General features: G+C 39.0%; 18 protein-coding genes. 8 read left to right on the forward strand and 10 right to left on the reverse strand.

Annotated features, from left to right (window positions below; all coding sequences use genetic code 11):
• The first annotated feature begins 436 nt into the window (after positions 1–436).
• Positions 437–976 carry a gamma carbonic anhydrase family protein gene (locus tag AC0UA9_RS12815; RefSeq protein ID WP_475660494.1) on the forward strand — a complete coding sequence of 180 codons (540 nt, stop codon included), beginning with the start codon at positions 437–439 and terminating at the stop codon, positions 974–976.
• Between the two features lie 61 nt (positions 977–1,037).
• On the opposite strand, the gene AC0UA9_RS12820 is transcribed toward AC0UA9_RS12815, so the two are convergent.
• The 3 genes from AC0UA9_RS12820 to AC0UA9_RS12830 form a co-directional block, all read right to left on the reverse strand.
• Complete coding sequence (locus AC0UA9_RS12820) at positions 1,038–1,286, reverse strand: hypothetical protein (protein WP_475660495.1); 249 nt, start codon at positions 1,284–1,286, stop codon at positions 1,038–1,040.
• The gene (gene aroE, locus AC0UA9_RS12825) at positions 1,273–2,091 is read right to left on the reverse strand and encodes a shikimate dehydrogenase (protein ID WP_475660496.1); all 819 of its coding nucleotides are present in this window, start codon (positions 2,089–2,091) and stop codon (positions 1,273–1,275) included. The genes AC0UA9_RS12820 and aroE overlap by 14 nt, the downstream gene beginning before the upstream one ends.
• A 115-nt stretch (positions 2,092–2,206) precedes the next feature.
• Positions 2,207–2,911: an OmpW/AlkL family protein gene (locus AC0UA9_RS12830; RefSeq protein ID WP_475660497.1), complete on the reverse strand. Its 705-nt coding sequence runs from the start codon at positions 2,909–2,911 to the stop codon at positions 2,207–2,209.
• 299 nt (positions 2,912–3,210) lie between these two features.
• Here AC0UA9_RS12830 and AC0UA9_RS12835 point away from each other — a divergent pair, with 299 nt between their 5' ends.
• A complete protein-coding gene (locus AC0UA9_RS12835; RefSeq protein ID WP_475660498.1) occupies positions 3,211–3,618 on the forward strand; it encodes a group II truncated hemoglobin in 408 nt (135 codons plus the stop codon).
• Between the two features lie 41 nt (positions 3,619–3,659).
• On the opposite strand, the gene tsaC is transcribed toward AC0UA9_RS12835, so the two are convergent.
• A complete protein-coding gene (gene tsaC, locus AC0UA9_RS12840; protein WP_475660499.1) occupies positions 3,660–4,217 on the reverse strand; it encodes an L-threonylcarbamoyladenylate synthase type 1 TsaC in 558 nt (185 codons plus the stop codon).
• Between the two features lie 197 nt (positions 4,218–4,414).
• Between tsaC and purE the strand changes: the two genes are divergently transcribed.
• Entirely contained in the window at positions 4,415–4,897 is a 483-nt protein-coding gene (purE, locus tag AC0UA9_RS12845; RefSeq protein WP_475660500.1) for a 5-(carboxyamino)imidazole ribonucleotide mutase, read from the forward strand.
• A 9-nt stretch (positions 4,898–4,906) separates the two neighbouring features.
• Positions 4,907–6,058 (forward strand): 5-(carboxyamino)imidazole ribonucleotide synthase, encoded by a 1,152-nt coding sequence (locus tag AC0UA9_RS12850; RefSeq protein ID WP_475660501.1) that lies wholly within the window; start codon positions 4,907–4,909, stop codon positions 6,056–6,058.
• Between the two features lie 87 nt (positions 6,059–6,145).
• Here AC0UA9_RS12850 and AC0UA9_RS12855 read toward each other — a convergent pair whose 3' ends face one another.
• The 4 genes from AC0UA9_RS12855 to AC0UA9_RS12870 form a co-directional block, all read right to left on the reverse strand.
• Positions 6,146–6,712, reverse strand: a complete 567-nt coding sequence (locus AC0UA9_RS12855) for a DNA topoisomerase family protein (protein WP_475660502.1) — start codon at positions 6,710–6,712, stop codon at positions 6,146–6,148.
• Between the two features lie 145 nt (positions 6,713–6,857).
• Positions 6,858–7,331 carry a DUF494 family protein gene (locus AC0UA9_RS12860; protein WP_475660503.1) on the reverse strand — a complete coding sequence of 158 codons (474 nt, stop codon included), beginning with the start codon at positions 7,329–7,331 and terminating at the stop codon, positions 6,858–6,860.
• Between the two features lie 39 nt (positions 7,332–7,370).
• Positions 7,371–8,507 carry a DNA-processing protein DprA gene (gene dprA / locus AC0UA9_RS12865; RefSeq protein WP_475660504.1) on the reverse strand — a complete coding sequence of 379 codons (1,137 nt, stop codon included), beginning with the start codon at positions 8,505–8,507 and terminating at the stop codon, positions 7,371–7,373.
• 56 nt (positions 8,508–8,563) lie between these two features.
• Complete coding sequence (locus tag AC0UA9_RS12870) at positions 8,564–9,664, reverse strand: LysM peptidoglycan-binding domain-containing protein (protein WP_475660505.1); 1,101 nt, start codon at positions 9,662–9,664, stop codon at positions 8,564–8,566.
• Positions 9,665–9,806: 142 nt separating this feature from the next.
• Between AC0UA9_RS12870 and def the strand changes: the two genes are divergently transcribed.
• From def to trkA, 4 genes are read left to right on the forward strand one after another with little or no spacing between them, the layout of a single operon-like run.
• Positions 9,807–10,316 (forward strand): peptide deformylase, encoded by a 510-nt coding sequence (def, locus tag AC0UA9_RS12875; RefSeq protein WP_475660506.1) that lies wholly within the window; start codon positions 9,807–9,809, stop codon positions 10,314–10,316.
• A gap of 35 nt (positions 10,317–10,351) precedes the next feature.
• A complete protein-coding gene (gene fmt / locus AC0UA9_RS12880; RefSeq protein ID WP_475660507.1) occupies positions 10,352–11,347 on the forward strand; it encodes a methionyl-tRNA formyltransferase in 996 nt (331 codons plus the stop codon).
• Positions 11,348–12,706 carry a 16S rRNA (cytosine(967)-C(5))-methyltransferase RsmB gene (rsmB, locus tag AC0UA9_RS12885; protein WP_475660508.1) on the forward strand — a complete coding sequence of 453 codons (1,359 nt, stop codon included), beginning with the start codon at positions 11,348–11,350 and terminating at the stop codon, positions 12,704–12,706. It abuts the gene before it with no gap.
• Positions 12,707–12,757: 51 nt separating this feature from the next.
• Positions 12,758–14,134: a Trk system potassium transporter TrkA gene (trkA, locus tag AC0UA9_RS12890; RefSeq protein ID WP_475660509.1), complete on the forward strand. Its 1,377-nt coding sequence runs from the start codon at positions 12,758–12,760 to the stop codon at positions 14,132–14,134.
• Positions 14,135–14,145: 11 nt separating this feature from the next.
• Here trkA and AC0UA9_RS12895 read toward each other — a convergent pair whose 3' ends face one another.
• Together AC0UA9_RS12895 and AC0UA9_RS12900 are read right to left on the reverse strand one after the other, a co-directional pair.
• Positions 14,146–15,597 (reverse strand): TrkH family potassium uptake protein, encoded by a 1,452-nt coding sequence (locus AC0UA9_RS12895; RefSeq protein ID WP_475660510.1) that lies wholly within the window; start codon positions 15,595–15,597, stop codon positions 14,146–14,148.
• Between the two features lie 30 nt (positions 15,598–15,627).
• Positions 15,628–16,248, reverse strand: coding sequence for a YigZ family protein (locus AC0UA9_RS12900; protein WP_475660511.1), 621 nt, complete (start codon positions 16,246–16,248; stop codon positions 15,628–15,630).
• Positions 16,249–16,254: the final 6 nt, after the last annotated feature.

The raw sequence follows: 16,254 nt of genomic DNA on the forward strand, positions 1-16,254 counted from the left end.
TTTAATGTCAACGTTTATTTTCATTTTTTTAAAAGTTTATTTAAAACTTTCAAAACCTGTTAATAACACGTTAAGTTAACTTATTTACTTAAAAAGCACTAAGATAACTTATTAAAACGTCCTGTTGATTAAGCTTTTTGGCTGAACCCCTTGGAACTGGAGCGCATTGTATAGAGTTATCGTTAGAGGTCAAGCGTAAATTTCAATTTAATTCACTTTTTTTGTCAAATACGGGCTAAGCGTTCAACAAACATACAAACCTTACTGATTATGCCGTTTAAACAATCAGTTTGATTTATACGGGTAACATTAAACTACTACCTAGATGGCGAGTTCAGAACCTTACGGTATGGGTTCTATCGTTTGTTTATTATCTTGTGCCTACTTTTATGCTATTTTATTGATATATTATTTAAATGTTTATTTAAGGTGTTTTATGTCTAGCTTAAGAAAGTTTAACGGGATATCTCCTACTCTAGGTCATGCAAATTATATTGACTCTTCTTCAGTACTTGTTGGTGATATTACTTTAGGAGATGACGTGAGTGTTTGGCCATTGGTTGCCGCTCGTGGTGATGTTAATACTATAACCATTGGTGCAAGAACTAACATTCAAGATGGTACTGTTTTACATGTAACCCATAAAAACAAATCTAACCCTGCTGGTTATCCGCTTGTTATCGGAGATGATGTAACGATAGGCCATAAGTGTATGTTACATGGGTGCACTTTAGGTAACCGAGTGCTCGTTGGAATGGGAGCTATAATCTTAGATGGTGTTATTGTCGAAGATGATGTCTTCATTGGTGCTGGCAGTTTAGTGCCACCCAATAAAAAACTATTAAGTGGTAACCTATATGTTGGTAACCCAGTTAAACTCGCAAGAAAGCTAAAAGAAGGCGAAGCGGAGTTTCTTAAAAAATCCGCTTCAAACTATGTTGCTTTAAAAAATGATTATTTAAATCAGGAAAGCTAAACAACAACCTAGCATTATCTGATGACCCTAGCCTTTTGAAAAAAGGCCGTTTACTGGGTCATCATATATGTATATGAATAACATTTCCGTCTAGTTCATTTTTTTCTAACCAAAGTTCTGCAATTTCTTCTAGATCAAACTTAGTGCATTTATCAATAGCATCTACTTGCTTGAGATCCCTAGAATGAAAATAGATCTTCACTTTTTGCCCTGTGATTTGGGCAGTGAAAGACCACGCAGCTTCTTTTGCATCAAAAACTAAGTCGTCATTAAAGAGTATTGCTTGGTTCAATAGTTTACTCCTGAGCAATTGCCGCTTTTAAATTTAACATTACCGAATCAACATTTGGCCTTACGCCTCTCCAAATATAAAAGCTTTCTGCAGCTTGCCCAACTAGCATGCCTAACCCATCAATAATCTTGCTAGCTTTAAGCTCTTTTGCTTTTTGTAAAAATGGGGTTAGCACTTTGCCATACGTCATATCATAACAAACGGTGTTTTCTGTTATTAAGCTTTCGGCAATAGGTAAGCCACCACCTGTTAAACCTGCAGAGGTAGCATTAATAATAATATCAAACGCTTGTGCGTTTGCTTCATCAAATGAGCAGGCGACAAGTGGTTGATTTTTATATTGCTCAACAATAGCCTGCGCTTTGGAAACTGTTCTATTAGCAATAGTTAAGCTTTGTGGTTTTTGATTTAAGAGTGGTAACACCACACCTTTTGAAGCACCACCTGCACCAATTAATAGTATCTGACTATTATTAAGCTGTACTTCATGGGCAAGCAAGTCATTAACTAAACCAACTCCATCGGTAGTATCACCATATATTTTACCATTTTTAAAGGTGAGCGTGTTTACAGCACCTGAAAACTTTGCATGCTCAGTTAACTCATCACACATTGCCATCGCTTGCTCTTTAAAAGGGGCCGTTACATTAGCACCCTTACCACCTTGAGCAATAAATTTATTCACTGCACTAGTAAAACCATCTAACTCTGCAAATTGAATGTCGTAATTCATTACTTGCTTGGTCGAAAGTGCAAACGCCTGATGAATAAAAGGTGAGCGAGATTGTTTTATTGGGTTACCAAAAACGCGATATTGATCCATAAAAAATTTACCTGATAAAAATAGTAATAAATAGCCTAACGGAATTATGTGTTAAAAACACAAAAAAGCAGTAATAAATTACTGCTTTAAATATGATTACTATAGTCTAATCGTATTAAAACTTATAACCAAGCATTACCGAATATACCATTGGGTTTATATCAACAGCTGCACTGCCTTGGCCTGCTAAGTTTACACTCAAAGGATCCGTTAATTCAAATGTGGCTTCTGTTTCAATATCTATATAGCGTGCGGAAACATTCACCGACCAATTTTTAGTAATTTCATAATCCATACCTACCTGAACAGAGAAGCCAAATGAATTATCTAGTTTTAGATCCTGAAAACCAGCGTTGGTAGGGATAGAGGTAAATTTTTCTTCAAAAAAGACGGTATAATTAATACCAGCACCAATATAGGGCTTAAAGGCTGACCCTGTATTAAAATAATATAGTGCACTTAACGTTGGTGGTAAATGAGTAACTTCAGCGAGGTTGGCACCATTGAGGTCAATACCATACACATCATTTGTTAAGCTTGCTGGGTCTTGTAAAATGACATCATGGGTAAATGGGGTAGCTGCGAGCAACTCTATTGCCCAGTTACTATCAAAAAAATAAACCAGGTTCAACCCTAATTGGCTGTTGTCATCTACCGTTAGCGCTAATGAGGTGTGTGCATCATCTAATGCTACACCTGCTGCGCTAGAATCGGGAGAAGCCATTGTTGCGCCACCGCGAACAAGCATATCGCCCGCTTGATTGGCTAATGATGGTAAAGAAAGTGATAAGATTGCGACTGCTAATATAGAATGTTTCATGTGTTTTATACCCTTAAATTATTTAAGGGTATAGTAATACCAACCACATTAAATACCTTGATATGTATCAATGTTTTTTGGTTAGTTAAATACGATTTATTTCAACATTGATTTCAATCAAGTAATTACTCTAATTACGACTGTTTTCCCAGAGCAACCATGATAATGCTTATGTATGCTGAGCTTATTGGCGCGCTTTTTGTCAAAACCTATTCTTTATTAAACTTATTTACCTTTAAATTAGTGCATAGCACTATATAATTCTTCACTATCATTAAAGTAGCAGCGTCCTTATTAATATGCTCAGTACATCAAATAACCATAACCTACAAAACATTACGTTATATCAACTCATTGGAGGAGAAGTAGTCACTCGACATTTAGCTAATGCATTTTATGATGAAATGGAAAGTAACATTCACCTGCAAGCGTTACTGGCTATTCATAAACAACCTTTAGATGGTATCAGGCTGAAATTTTTTGAGTTTCTCTCAGGCTGGCTTGGCGGGCCAAGTTTATTCGAAGATAAGTATGGTCACCCTCAACTTAGAGCTAGACATATGCCTTTTAAGGTTACTAAAAAGCAGCGTGACTTATGGATGTTATGCATGAGTAATGCGATGAAAAAGGTGATTAACGACAGTGCTATTGAACAACATTTAAAACGAGCCTTTGCTCAGCTAGCTACACATATGGTTAATTGTTAAAGTGTTTTTTATTCATGCTTATAATCTTTTAAAGCGCGGGTTTATTGTCTAAATGTCTCCCCTGTCAGCGCATCAATAATAGTTGACGGTTGGATAAAGCCTAATGTGCTTCCTTTAACTATGTAGTCTATTTTCGATGCTAAACCCGTGTTCTCTTCTATTGCCTGCCAAGTTCTAGCTGGCTCATGCCCAGACAAATTAGCACTGGTTGATACAATAGGCTTGTTTGTACGGCTACACAGGTCAATAACATCGGGTTGATCAGTTATCCGTACGGCAATGGTATTGAATTTCCCCGTCAACCAAGCTGGCGTAAACTGATTTTTAGGTAACACTTGAGTAACGCCGTTAGGCCATCGAGATAAAATTGCTAACTTTACTTCTTGGGGGATGGCATGATCGTCAATATAAGGCATCAATTGCGCATAACTTGTCGCTAGCAAAATTAAGCCTTTTTCTACTGGTCTCTGCTTTAGGGTTAATAGTTTTTCAACGGCCAGTTCATTGTCGGGATCACACCCCAAGCCAAATACAGCCTCGGTAGGGTACGCAATAATACCGCCAGCCAAAAATACATCAACAACTGAAGTTTTGTTCACAATATGCTCTTTCTAATAATAACTCTGCGTTAATATTAACAAAATTGACTAAGCACACCTAATAACAAATTAATAAAATTAATAGAAGAAACACTTCATCATTCCGTATTGTGAAAAACAAGGTTATAATTACAGGCTTATTTTTCAATTTCTTCGTAAAAGAAGAGTATCCAATTCTTTTTAAAGGGCATAAATTCATGACAGTGGGTATCATTATGGGGTCAAAATCAGATTGGCCAACAATGCAACACGCAGCAGAAATGCTTGATTTATTAGGTGTTAACTATGAAACTAAAGTTGTTTCAGCGCACCGCACTCCTCACTTATTAGCTGAATATGCTCAAGGCGCGAAGGACAGGGGTATTAAAGTGATTATTGGTGGCGCAGGCGGTGCTGCTCACTTACCAGGTATGACAGCAGCTTACACCCCTTTACCTGTTTTAGGGGTGCCAGTGCAGTCTAAAGCGCTTAACGGACAAGACTCTTTGTTGTCTATAGTGCAAATGCCAAAAGGCATTGCTGTTGGTACGTTAGCCATAGGTACAGCAGGTGCAGCAAACGCAGGCTTACTGGCTGCACAAATTATTGGTAGCCATAATCCTGAGATTATGAAAAACATTGAAGCGTTTCGTAAAAACCAGACCGAAACAATCCTTGCCAACCCAAACCCAGCAGAATAAAAATAACTTATGAATAAAGTTCTCGTACTTGGCGCAGGTCAATTAGCTCGAATGATGGAGTTAGCAGGCTCCCCTTTAAATTTAGATGTTAAAGCATTTGATGTAAGAAGTGATAACGTAATAAGCCCTATTTATCCCGATCGCCTTTACGGCGATTTAAAACAAGGCATTGGTAATGTCGACGTTATTACTGCCGAGTTTGAGCATGTTGCGCATGATGTACTAGCCGAGTGTGAAGCCTCTGGTAAATTATTTCCTAGTAGTGCTAGCATTAAAGTAGGTGGCGACAGGCGTTTAGAAAAAGCATTACTTGAATCATGTAACGTGGCAAATGCAAAACACCACTTTGTCAATTCAAAAGCTGACTTTGATAACGCGCTTGAGTGTTTATCTTTACCCATTATTTTTAAAACTGCCCTTGAGGGTTATGATGGCAAGGGGCAATGGCGCTTAAAGTCAGCTGACGATGTCGAATTAATTTGGCAAGAAATTTCTGAATTTCTAACTTCCGCAAAAGAGACTCAAGGTATTGTTGCCGAGCAAATGGTGCCATTTGACCGTGAACTGTCATTGATAGGTGTTCGTCGTGTTAATGGCGATGTTGCAGTTTATCCATTAACTGAAAACCATCATACCAATGGTGTTTTAAGTGTCTCGGTTGCAGCACCTGTCGACTCGAAATTACAAGCACAAGCAAGCGCTGTATTTCAAGCATTATCTGATAAATTAAATTATGTTGGCGTTTTAGCAATTGAGTTTTTCCAAGTTGCCGAACAACTACTAGTAAACGAAATTGCTCCTCGCGTTCATAACTCAGGACACTGGACGCAACAAGGTGCTGATACTTGTCAGTTTGAAAATCATTTGCGTGCTATTTGCGACTTACCTTTAGGTAGCGCTGAACTTATTCGCCCTACGGCCATGATCAATATAATTGGTGAAGATAGTGTACCTAACGACGTACTTTCAGTACCGAGTGTAACTATACATTGGTATCACAAAGGAAAGCGTGCCGGTCGTAAAATGGGTCATATCAATGTTAGTGGTGATAGCGAGCACCAACTTGCTGAACGTTTACAACAATTAGCTGGTTTACTTTCTACACAAGCATTTCCAGACCTAGTCGAGTTTGCACAAAACTATCAGAGTAAACAACGCTAAAGCTTGCTTGCTCAAATATAATAAAAAAAACGCCTAATACTGGCTGCAGTAATAGGCGTTTTTTTGTTTACTTAGTTTACAGCTTTATTACTGTATAACTTTCTGCATATAAGAACACTTTTTGTCCGCACATTGATATTTAACGCCAGCCGACATATGCCTTACCAGTAATAGAGGGTATTGACATTTTTCACACTTACCTTCAAAGGGTTCATAATTTACAACAAACTTGCATTTAGGGTAGGCATCGCACGCGTAGAACTTCTTGCCATAACGGCTTATTTTTTCTTTAAGTGCACCTTTTGAACAACTAGGGCATAAAATATCTGTTGAGTCATTTGTCTTATCCTGCTCTATATAATTGCAATCAGGAAAGTTAGTACACCCGATAAACATACCATAACGACCCTTTTTTACCGCTAGTTCTTGTTTACATAACGGACATTCACTGCCGGGTAAAGGGGTATCCTCTACACGCTCTTGCTCTACAACAGCTCGAGTATAGGTGCAGCTTGGGTACTTGGTGCATCCTAAAAAAGCCCCGCTCTTACCCTGCTTAATAGCAAGTTCAGAACCACACTCTGGGCATTGTTGATACTCTTTCTTTAAAGCATGTTCGTGATGAGAAAATAAAGGATTATCTGACTTAGGCATTTTTTTGGTTTATAACAGCGATGAAAATAACAAGGCAGCTATTATGGCATATTGGTTGATTAAACAATATGCCCTACGTTCACTGGCTTAAGAGTTAAGGCAGTGAACGCTTTTGCTAACTAGCAATATAATGACGATATTGATGTTAATGTAATGGGCCTTCTTGTTCGTCAAAAATAAGATCTTCCATTTTTGAATAGGCACTTTCTTGGCCTGGCACATTAAATAACACCATTAAAATAACCCATTTAAGGTCGTCAATTGTGAAATGGTTCGTATCTAGCTCCATTACACGGTCAATGACCATTTCACGCGTAGTGAAATCGAGTACATTAACTTGCTCTAAAAATAAGATAAACCCCCTACTTTCTGTATCAAGTAACAGCATTTCATCTTCGGTATAAACACGAAATGATTTATTACCTACTCGTGTTAAGTAAGGATAAACATCCGAGTCTTGCAAAGCACTCAATTTTTCTAGCCAGTTTAACGCCTTATATATTTCATCTTGATGAAAACCTGCCCGGGTTAATTCATCAGTTAATATGTCATGGTCAACCATGACTTCGGCTTCACTATGGATATAATTTTCAAATAAATACATTAAAATATCGAACATAACTAGCCCCTTATCACCTATGAATACTTAAAAATAGTTTTACTGTAATCTAAAGTAGCCCCCTGGTACTGCGCTAACTAAACCATTTAACTCTAGCTTTGTTAGCCGGGTTAGCACTTCTGCTACCGGTAGTTTACTGCGGGAAACTATTTTATCTACTGGCGTAATATCAAATCCCACACTAGCCAACAATTCATCAACACACAAGCCCTTATTTAGGCTTTTTTCATAATTTTTACTGTTTACCTTTGGTTGTGCTTTTTGCTCTTGCTTTAAGTGTAGTTCAGAATTTTCAATAAATGCCAACTCCTCTACTATATCGGCAGACTCCTCAACAAGTTTAGCACCTTGTTTGATTAACCAATGACACCCCTTTGCTTGCGGATTATTAATACCACTGGGAATTGAAAAAACATCACGGTTTTGCTCTAGAGCGCTACGAGCTGTTATCAATGAACCACTTTGTAAAGCTGCCTCTACGACTAACACCCCTTCACTTAAGCCGCTAATGATACGGTTACGTTTTGGGAAGTTACCTGGCCTAGGGGTTGTCCCAGGTATATATTCACTAACTACAACGCCTTCTTTTTCAATGATTTCTGCTGCCAGTGCACGGTGCCTTGAAGGATAAACTTGGTCTAGCCCTGTCGCCACAACAGCAATCGTGCTAGCAGTATAAGATAATGCTCCCTTATGTGCTGCAGCATCAATTCCCAAAGCTAACCCGCTAGTAATCACTAACCCCCTAACTACCAATTGTTGTGCTATTTCAAAAGCCGTTTCTTTACCGTTAATACTGGCTGAGCGACTACCGACAACTGCCAATTGTCTCTTATTTAACAAGGCCTTATTACCTTTTATAAAAAGCACTAAGGGTGGGTCATAAATCTCTTTTAGCCGTTGTGGGTAGGCAGGCTCATCATAGGTAATTATTTCACTTTGGCAACGTTCACTGTGATAAATAATTTCATCTATTTTTTGCCAGTCAGGCTGATGAAATGCTGCGAGTTGCTTTGCTGATAAGTTATTGGCTGACGTTAAACTAGAGGGTGATTTTTTCGAGAATGAAAAAAGCGCTGTTAAACCATAGTGTTCAACGAGCGCTAATTTTTTATCAATAGATAGTCGTGGTACCAACTTTAAAGCTAGCCAGTATTGAACTTTGTTTTTATGCATTTGTCTTCTCCCTAAGACACTTACCTTTAGCCCAAAACGCTATCGAGTTACAGTGATTATGGCGCGGTAAGTATATCGTTTAACCGTGCCGCTTTGTCGGTTCTTAATATTAGTGCCATACTCGCCTTAGGGTATACTTTAAAAACAATTAATTCCCCCAAATGCTCTTCGGGCATTTTATAATCTGAACCACTCGAAGTTAGTAGACGATCCCATCGCGATGCTTCCTTTGTATATTTAGGGCCCTTACTTGTTTCTACCACGGCCGGACTTAAGCGCTTTATTGCCATCACATCACCTGCCGTTACTTGATGGTCAACACCACGGTTAAGCATTACAACTTCTAATTTACCAAATTCTCGACCATTACTTGCGGCTTTAATAATTGAGCCACGAAATTCTTTATTAACCGGTTTCATGTTAAAAGCAGAAGGTAATATTTGCCCTTCATGTACAGGGACAACATAATTACCAGCGCGTATTTCACGCTTAGCTGTACTTATTTTAAGTGTTGCAGGGATCTTCTCTGCCATGTTTCCACTAACAGTTGCTTGCCCGGTCGCGACTAAGTCAACATAAAAGCCTAGTGACTCCCCTGTGTTTGGATCAATGATTTCTTCACCTTTATTATAAACCGCATAGGTTTTTGCGAGTGATAAGTCTTGATTTATATAAACATTAAAGCCATTAATACTTGATTTATAGCCTTCGTCACTACCAATTACATATGGTAGCTGCTTAAGCGCTTCTTCACTAAATAGATGGTCATACTTGATAAAGGGAGCTATCACTTCTAAAGGCAGTAATTGTATTGCGGTATCTTGTTTGTTTTTTTGACGAATCTTAGGAGACCATTTATAGGTAGGCTTACCTTCTGCGGCATTAAGCACCAATCTAGGCTCGCCATTTTCATCAAAAACAAGTGAAAGAATATCACCTGGGTAAATTAAATGAGGGTTACTTACTTCAGGGTTTAAACGCCAAAGCTTAGGCCAAAGCCATGGCTGATTTAAAAATATAGCGGAAATATCCCATAAAGTATCACCTTTTTTTACAACATAAGTCGTTGGGGCCTCATCATTAATTGTTAATTGTTCCGCTAATGTTACTAAAGAACATGCAAACAGAGTCACTGTTAACATTATTTTTTTTAGCATGTGGCTAGTTCCTTTATTTCCTATCTTGATGTGGGGGTATTTCATGCTTTTATAGAAATGCTGTATTATTAGTTGTTATAATGATAAACATAACACCCTAAAAGCATTATCGCTAATTTTTTTACCAAACATTTGTAATATTATGACTATTTTAACTGTATTGCGGTTTCCAGATCCGCGTTTAAAAACAAAAGCTAAGCCTGTAAATGACATTACAGGCGAGACACTAACCATTATAGATAACATGCTAGCAACTATGTATGACGAAAATGGCGTTGGACTTGCCGCCACGCAAGTTGATATACATCAGCGCATTGTTGTGATGGATGTTTCTGAAAATGGCGATCAACCCATTGTCCTTATTAATCCAGAAATTATTGCTAAAAGTGAAGAGACCTTGATTAATGAAGAAGGTTGTTTGTCTGTGCCAGGTATTTACGCCAAAGTTGATCGACATACCAGCTGCACGGTAAAAGCTTTAGATAAAAACGGTGAGGAATTTACGCTGGAAGGCGAAGGTTTGTTAAGCATTTGTATTCAGCATGAACTTGACCATTTAAATGGCGTTTTATTTGTTGATTACTTATCGCCACTTAAGCGCCAGCGAATTAAAGCAAAATTAGAAAAAGAAGAGCGTTTAGCTAACGTGTAAATCATAGCAACGTGCCACAACCTTTAGGAACTACCTTGTCAAAACCATTAAATATTATTTTTGCAGGAACACCCGATTTTGCTGCTCAGCATTTAGCGGCACTTATCAATAGCCAACACAATATTGTTGCTGTGTATTGCCCACCTGATAAACCCGCTGGTCGCGGTAAAAAACTCTCTGCATGTGCAACTAAAGTACTCGCGCTTGAACACAACCTCCCCATTGAACAACCTATTAACTTTAAAGAAATAAGCACTCAACAACAACTCGCACAATATCATGCTGATGTAATGGTTGTAGTGGCTTATGGTTTATTACTGCCCGAGGTAGTTCTACAAACGCCACGCCTAGGTTGTATTAATGTACATGGCTCTATATTACCCAAATGGCGAGGAGCGGCTCCTATTCAACGCTCACTAGAGGCAGGCGATGAAAAAACTGGCGTCACCATCATGCAAATGGATAAAGGCCTGGATACCGGTGATATGATTTTAACCGCCGAGTGTAAAATTGAAAAGACTGACACCAGTGCTAGCCTTTATGAAAAACTAGCACAGCTTGGCCCTAAAGCGTTAGTCGATACGTTAGCACTAATGGCAACGGGCAGCCATAAAGCCATTCGCCAAAATGATACGATGGCAACTTATGCACATAAGCTAGATAAAACTGAAGCTGAGATAAACTGGCACTTAACAGCAGATGAGATAGATCGAAAAATTCGTGCTTACATTCCTTGGCCTATCGCACAATTTACCTTTACTGATGATGCTCAACCTAATAAACAACAAAGAATTCGGGTTTGGCAAGCTTCAGTTAAAAATATTAAAACAAGTAGCCCTATAGGCAGCATCATTTCAGCAAGTAAAGAAGGTATTGTTGTTGCAACAAGCCAAGGTGCAATCTGTTTGGAAGTTTTACAATTACCCAATAAAAAAGCCTTACCTGTCCAAGACATATTAAATGGTCGAGCCGACTGGTTTAACGTCGGTGCTTTTATTAATGGCGCCAATATCAACAGTGTTGTGAACTAAATGACAATAATAGCTCCCCAACAAAATAAGCCCAAGCCAGTAAATATAAGAGCCTTAGCCGCTAAATGTTGTTATAGCGTAATTGACCAAGGACGCAGCTTAGGTGACGAACTTCCCAAACAACAAGATAAGGCGTTAGCAAAAGACAGAGCCTTATTACAAGAGATTTGTTATGGCATTATGCGTTATTTACCTGAATTAGAGCATGATGTGCGTGGTTTGATGCAAAAGCCATTAACGGGTAAACAACGTGTTTTTCATTTTTTATTATTGGTCGGCGTCTATCAAGTAAAATATATGCGCATTCCAAACCATGCTGCAGTCAGTGAAACAGTCGCCGCCACAGGCCCCCTTAAAAACCGTCAAATGAAAGCGTTGGTCAACGGCGTATTACGTAACTTTGTGCGTTTGAGAGAAAAAAGCGCAGCGACAAGCCCATCAGCTTTAGACACCACGCCACCACTTTCAATACAATATAATCATCCCAGTTGGTTTATTAAAAAAGTAAAAAAAAGCTACCCTGAACAGTGGCAACAAATACTGAATAATAACCAACAAAAGCCTCCTATGTGGCTAAGGGCTAATGCAAGGCATCATAGTAGTGCGAATTACCAAGCACTTTTAGCAACGGCTGATATTGCAGTAAAATCTGTTGAGCCATTAAGCCAAGCGATAGAGTTAGCACAAGCTAGCGATGTACTAAAACTGCCGGGCTTTGAGCAAGGGTGGGTGTCTGTTCAAGATGCTGCTGCACAACAAGCTGCCCGGTTATTAGGTTGCCAAAAGGGCGACACAGTTCTTGATTGCTGCGCTGCACCAGGTGGTAAAACTTGTCATATTTTAGAACAAGCCCCAACGATAGCTTCAATGACCGCCCTAGACATAGAGGCGAGTCGTTTAGTTAGGGTACAAGAAAACCTCACGCGTTTAGGTTTAGAAGCCCAGGTGATTGCTGCTGATGCAGCTAACGCTAAAACATGGTGGCAAGGTCAACAATTTGACCGTATTTTATTAGATGTCCCCTGCTCTGCCACTGGTGTTATTCGTCGCCACCCTGACATAAAGTGGTTACGTAAAGCTAGCGACATAGACGCTTTAGTTATTCTGCAACAGCAAATTTTAAAAGAAACATGGTCATTACTTAAGCCCGGTGGTACTTTACTTTATGCAACTTGTAGTATTTTACCGCAAGAAAACAATGAGCAAATATTACGTTTTTTTGAAAATACTCCTGATGCAAAATTAATTCCTATCACTGGCGTTCAAAGTAAAGAAGCCATTGGTTGGCAAATATTACCCGGCGAAGACAATATGGATGGTTTTTATTATGCTAAATTGCAAAAAATAAAAGCCGAATAAAATGCGTTTGCATTAACCCTCATAAAGTTAAATTTGAAATAGTAGCAATAGATGAAAATAATTATAGTTGGTGCAGGCCAGGTCGGCGGAACATTAGCAGAGAACCTTGTTGGCGAGAATAACGAAATATCTGTTGTGGATACTGACGGAGAGAAGCTACGCGAACTACAGGACAGAATGGATCTTAAAGTGGTTACTGGCCAAGGATGCCACCCCAATGTATTGCAAAGTGCCGGCGCTGAAGATGCAGATATGATTATTGCCGTAACCTCTGACGATGCTACCAACATGATCGCCTGCCAAGTTTGTTCTTCTTTATTTAACACCCATAAAAAAATTGCCCGTATTCGTTCAAGCGAAATATTAAAGTATTCAACCCAATTATTCCATAAACACCATATTCCGGTTGACCATGTTATCGCCCCTGAAGAACTCGTTACTCGTGACATTGCACGCTTAATTGACTACCCAGGCGCATTGCAAGTGTTAGAGTTTGCCAGCGGGCGTGTTAGCCTAGTTGCCGTAAAGGCATACTATGGCGGCTTACTCGTTGGCCATGCGTTATCAACCTTAAGAGACCATATTCCCAATGTTGATACGCGTGTGGCCGCAATTTATCGTCATGGCAAACCCATTCGCCCATTAGCTACAACAGTCATAGAAGCTGATGACGAAGTGTTTTTTATTGCTGCTAGCATTCACATACGCGCAGTAATGAATGAACTGCAAAAATTAGAACCTGCTTACAAACGCATTATGATTATTGGTGGCGGTAATATTGGCTCTGGTTTATCCCGCATATTAGAAAATAACCATCAAGTTAAATTAATTGAACGCTCAGCCAAACGCGCAGAAAAACTCACTTCTGAACTTAACAAAACGTTAGTTTTTCATGGTGACTCTTCTGATATTGAATTACTAAAAGAGGAAAATATCGACCAGTTCGATGTGTTTATCGCCGTGACTAATGATGACGAAGCAAATATTATGTCTTCATTGCTTGCTAAAAAACTTGGTGTTCGCAAAACTATGGTACTTATTCAGCGTGATGCTTACATAGACTTAGTGCACGGTGGTGCTATTGATATAGCCATTTCCCCCCAACAAGCAACAATTTCTGCACTATTAACCCATGTTAGGCGAGGTACTATTAAAAATGTTTATAGCCTTCGAGGTGGAGCTGCTGAAGCAATTGAAATCGTTGTTAAGGGCGATGAGAGATCTTCTAACGTGGTGGGCAAAGCTATTAAAGACATTAAACTACCACCAGGGACAACCATTGGGGCTATTGTGCGAGGCACAGAAGTTTTAGTTGCGCACTCTAATACTGTTATTATGGAAGAAGACCATGTTATTTTGTTTTTAGTAAATAAGCGTTATATTGGTAATGTTGAAAAACTTTTCCAAGTCAGTGCTATTTATTTCTGATGTTACAAACATCAAGTACGCCAGAATCCAGGAGTAAACAAGACCAATAGAGTAAAAATTTCTAACCGACCAAATAACATTGCCATAATTAATACCCACTTACTTGCATCAGTAATACTAGAAAAGTTAACCGCTACTTCACCTAAACCAGGGCCAAGGTTGTTAATAGTGGCCGCAACCGCTGTAAAGGCAGTAATGTCATCCATGCCGGTCGCTAAAAGCAATAACATACAAATAACAAAGACGGCTGCGTAGGCAGAGAAAAAACCCCACACGGCTTCAACAACACGGTCAGGCAAAACCTTTTTACCCATTTTTATCTTAAATATTGCTTTAGGATGCACTAACTTATTCAACTCTCTCACCCCTTGCAAGTAAAGTAATAACACCCTAACAACCTTCATGCCCCCTGCCGTACTAGCAGCACAACCACCAATAAAGCTAGAGAGAATAAGTAATACAGGTAGTAGTGTTGGCCAGTCTGCAAAAGAGGTAGTAGTAAACCCTGTGGTGGTACTAATTGAAACAGACTGAAATAATGCTTGGTCAAATGCTTGGTCAGCATTTTCATAAGTACCAAAATTAAGCAGCACAGTAAAACAGATCAATGTTAGGGTAATTTGGATAGCAAGAAAGGCTTTAAACTCAGGGTCATTAAAGTAATTTTTAAGGGATTTACTTTGAACTACCGCATAATGCAAGGAAAAGTTAATGCTTGCGATAATCAAGAAAAACACACACACCAAATTAATGGTCGGGCTATTAAAGTACCCCATACTCGCATCGTGCGTAGAAAAACCACCAATAGCGACAGTTGCAAATGAATGACATATTGCGTCAAAACCCGACATGCCTGCCAACCAATAGGCAATAGCACAGGCAATTGTTAATGATAAATAGATATACCATAAGTGTTTAGCTGTATCGGCAATTCTCGGCGTCATTTTTGAATCTTTCACTGGCCCAGGTATTTCTGCTCGATACAACTGCATGCCACCAATACCTAGCATAGGCAATACCGCAACGGCTAAAACGATAATCCCCATGCCACCTAACCACTGTAGTTGTTGCCTATACCACAAAACAGAATGGGGTAAGCCATCTATTTTATTTAAAATGGTTGCGCCTGTAGTAGTTAACCCCGAAAATGATTCAAAAAAGGCATCGGTAACCGATAAGGACGGTTGATCTAATAAAATAAGCGGAATAGCGGAGAAACTTGCCAGCACTAACCAAAAAAGTACAACAATTAAAAAGCCTTCTCGAGATCTTAAATCTTTTTTTTCATTTTTAAAGGGATACCAAGCCAAGAAGCCAGTAAATAGACAACACAAAAAGCCCATTAAAAAAGGGACACCACCGCCGTCGCGATAGATCATAGAAACCATGGCTGGTGGTAGCATAGTGACACTGAGCAGTGCGACTAACAAACCTAATATTCGAATAATATTTTTATATTGCACGTTTTATTTTAACATCGTTATTTGATTTGTTTATGTATCGTCAACAGAATGCAAGGTTAACTTTCCGGCCGACAAGGTTTGCAGCTTTTCTTCAACCAAAGCTAATTCCGCTTGCGGTAATAACAACTTAAATTGCACTGTTTGTAAATATTCTTGTTCAATAACCTGCCCTGCTACTTGGTTAATAATATGTAACACATCATCAACTTGACTATATTGACATGCTAAGGTTTTTGTCGCCATTGCTATTTTTGTTTTAGACTGTAAAAACTTTAAACCTTGGCGTACACTATCTCCATAAGCGCGCTGTAATCCGCCAGTACCTAACTTAGTACCACCAAAATATCGCACCACTACCGCACAGACCTGTCCAATACCGCCCCCTTGTAATACAGCTAGCATGGGCTTCCCTGCGGTACCGCTTGGCTCACCATCGTCAGAATAACCATATCCTAAGCTATCATCTGCTGCTTTGGTTAAAAAAGCATAACAATGATGGCTTGCTTGCGGGTGCGCAAGTTGGCATTGCTTAACTTGCGCCTTAGCTTCGTCAATATTAGCACAAGGAGCTAAATAGCAAATAAACCGGCTGCGATTAACAAGTGTTTCATGTTCGACCTTGTTCACCGCTATTTTATAAGACTTTGTCATAAATGC

It is taken from the genome of Colwellia sp. F1 (genome assembly GCF_056238625.1).

What these genes read in the sequence shown, in the direction of transcription:
- AC0UA9_RS12815 (WP_475660494.1), top strand. Translation starts at nt 437, where the DNA reads ATGTCTAGCTTAAGAAAGTTTAACGGGATATCTCCTACTCTAGGTCAT.
- aroE (WP_475660496.1), bottom strand. Translation starts at nt 2,091, where the DNA reads ATGGATCAATATCGCGTTTTTGGTAACCCAATAAAACAATCTCGCTCA.
- AC0UA9_RS12830 (WP_475660497.1), bottom strand. Translation starts at nt 2,911, where the DNA reads ATGAAACATTCTATATTAGCAGTCGCAATCTTATCACTTTCTTTACCA.
- AC0UA9_RS12835 (WP_475660498.1), top strand. Translation starts at nt 3,211, where the DNA reads ATGCTCAGTACATCAAATAACCATAACCTACAAAACATTACGTTATAT.
- purE (WP_475660500.1), top strand. Translation starts at nt 4,415, where the DNA reads ATGACAGTGGGTATCATTATGGGGTCAAAATCAGATTGGCCAACAATG.
- AC0UA9_RS12850 (WP_475660501.1), top strand. Translation starts at nt 4,907, where the DNA reads ATGAATAAAGTTCTCGTACTTGGCGCAGGTCAATTAGCTCGAATGATG.
- AC0UA9_RS12855 (WP_475660502.1), bottom strand. Translation starts at nt 6,712, where the DNA reads ATGCCTAAGTCAGATAATCCTTTATTTTCTCATCACGAACATGCTTTA.
- AC0UA9_RS12860 (WP_475660503.1), bottom strand. Translation starts at nt 7,331, where the DNA reads ATGTTCGATATTTTAATGTATTTATTTGAAAATTATATCCATAGTGAA.
- dprA (WP_475660504.1), bottom strand. Translation starts at nt 8,507, where the DNA reads ATGCATAAAAACAAAGTTCAATACTGGCTAGCTTTAAAGTTGGTACCA.
- AC0UA9_RS12870 (WP_475660505.1), bottom strand. Translation starts at nt 9,664, where the DNA reads ATGCTAAAAAAAATAATGTTAACAGTGACTCTGTTTGCATGTTCTTTA.
- def (WP_475660506.1), top strand. Translation starts at nt 9,807, where the DNA reads ATGACTATTTTAACTGTATTGCGGTTTCCAGATCCGCGTTTAAAAACA.
- rsmB (WP_475660508.1), top strand. Translation starts at nt 11,348, where the DNA reads ATGACAATAATAGCTCCCCAACAAAATAAGCCCAAGCCAGTAAATATA.
- trkA (WP_475660509.1), top strand. Translation starts at nt 12,758, where the DNA reads ATGAAAATAATTATAGTTGGTGCAGGCCAGGTCGGCGGAACATTAGCA.
- AC0UA9_RS12900 (WP_475660511.1), bottom strand. Translation starts at nt 16,248, where the DNA reads ATGACAAAGTCTTATAAAATAGCGGTGAACAAGGTCGAACATGAAACA.